The following is a 560-nucleotide window of genomic DNA, read 5'->3' as shown; positions in this document are numbered from 1 at the left end:
GCTTCAAGCCAAGCACCGAAAACTGACGTTAATCAGCCAGCAGTTAAGCGGGCTGGTGATGAACTCAAGCTTGTTGTTGCTGAAAAGACAAACGACGGTGCTAGCAGTGCTAACTCTGGTAGCTCTGCAACAGGCGGCAGTAACGGTAAAGAGACTGATCCGAAGCTAGCGATTACGCTAGAAAAATTGGATAAAGCGAGTATCGAGAATAAAGAGTTAAATAGTCGTGTTTCTGACTTAGAAGAACAGCTACAAACCTTGCAAAGACTCCTTACATTAAAGAATGATCAGCTAGCAAATATTCAGACGCAAATGCGAGTCAATGAGCTAGCGGAAGCGAAGGCTGCGCAGGAAACTGAGGAGCTATCTGAGGCTGATAAGCTGATGGCAATGCCTGACGCAGTTGCTGAAAATGCTGCTGAGGCTTCTGATCAGACGGTAGCCGCAAAAGACGCTATGGCTGAAGCTAAGGAAAGTACTGAGCAAATTGCAGCGATGCCAAAGACTGAGCAAGCAGGTCAGGCCGAGAGCATGAAACCTGCTGAGAAATCGCCAGCAGT

General features: G+C 47.5%; 1 protein-coding gene. It reads left to right on the top strand.

Annotation, left to right across the window (positions count from 1 at the left end):
• A partial coding sequence (locus A3761_RS27325) for a hypothetical protein (protein ID WP_197472938.1) occupies positions 1–560 on the top strand: 560 nt, incomplete at both ends.

Source organism: Oleiphilus sp. HI0123 (assembly GCF_001635315.1).
This window is presented reverse-complemented; position numbering and strand designations above follow the sequence as displayed.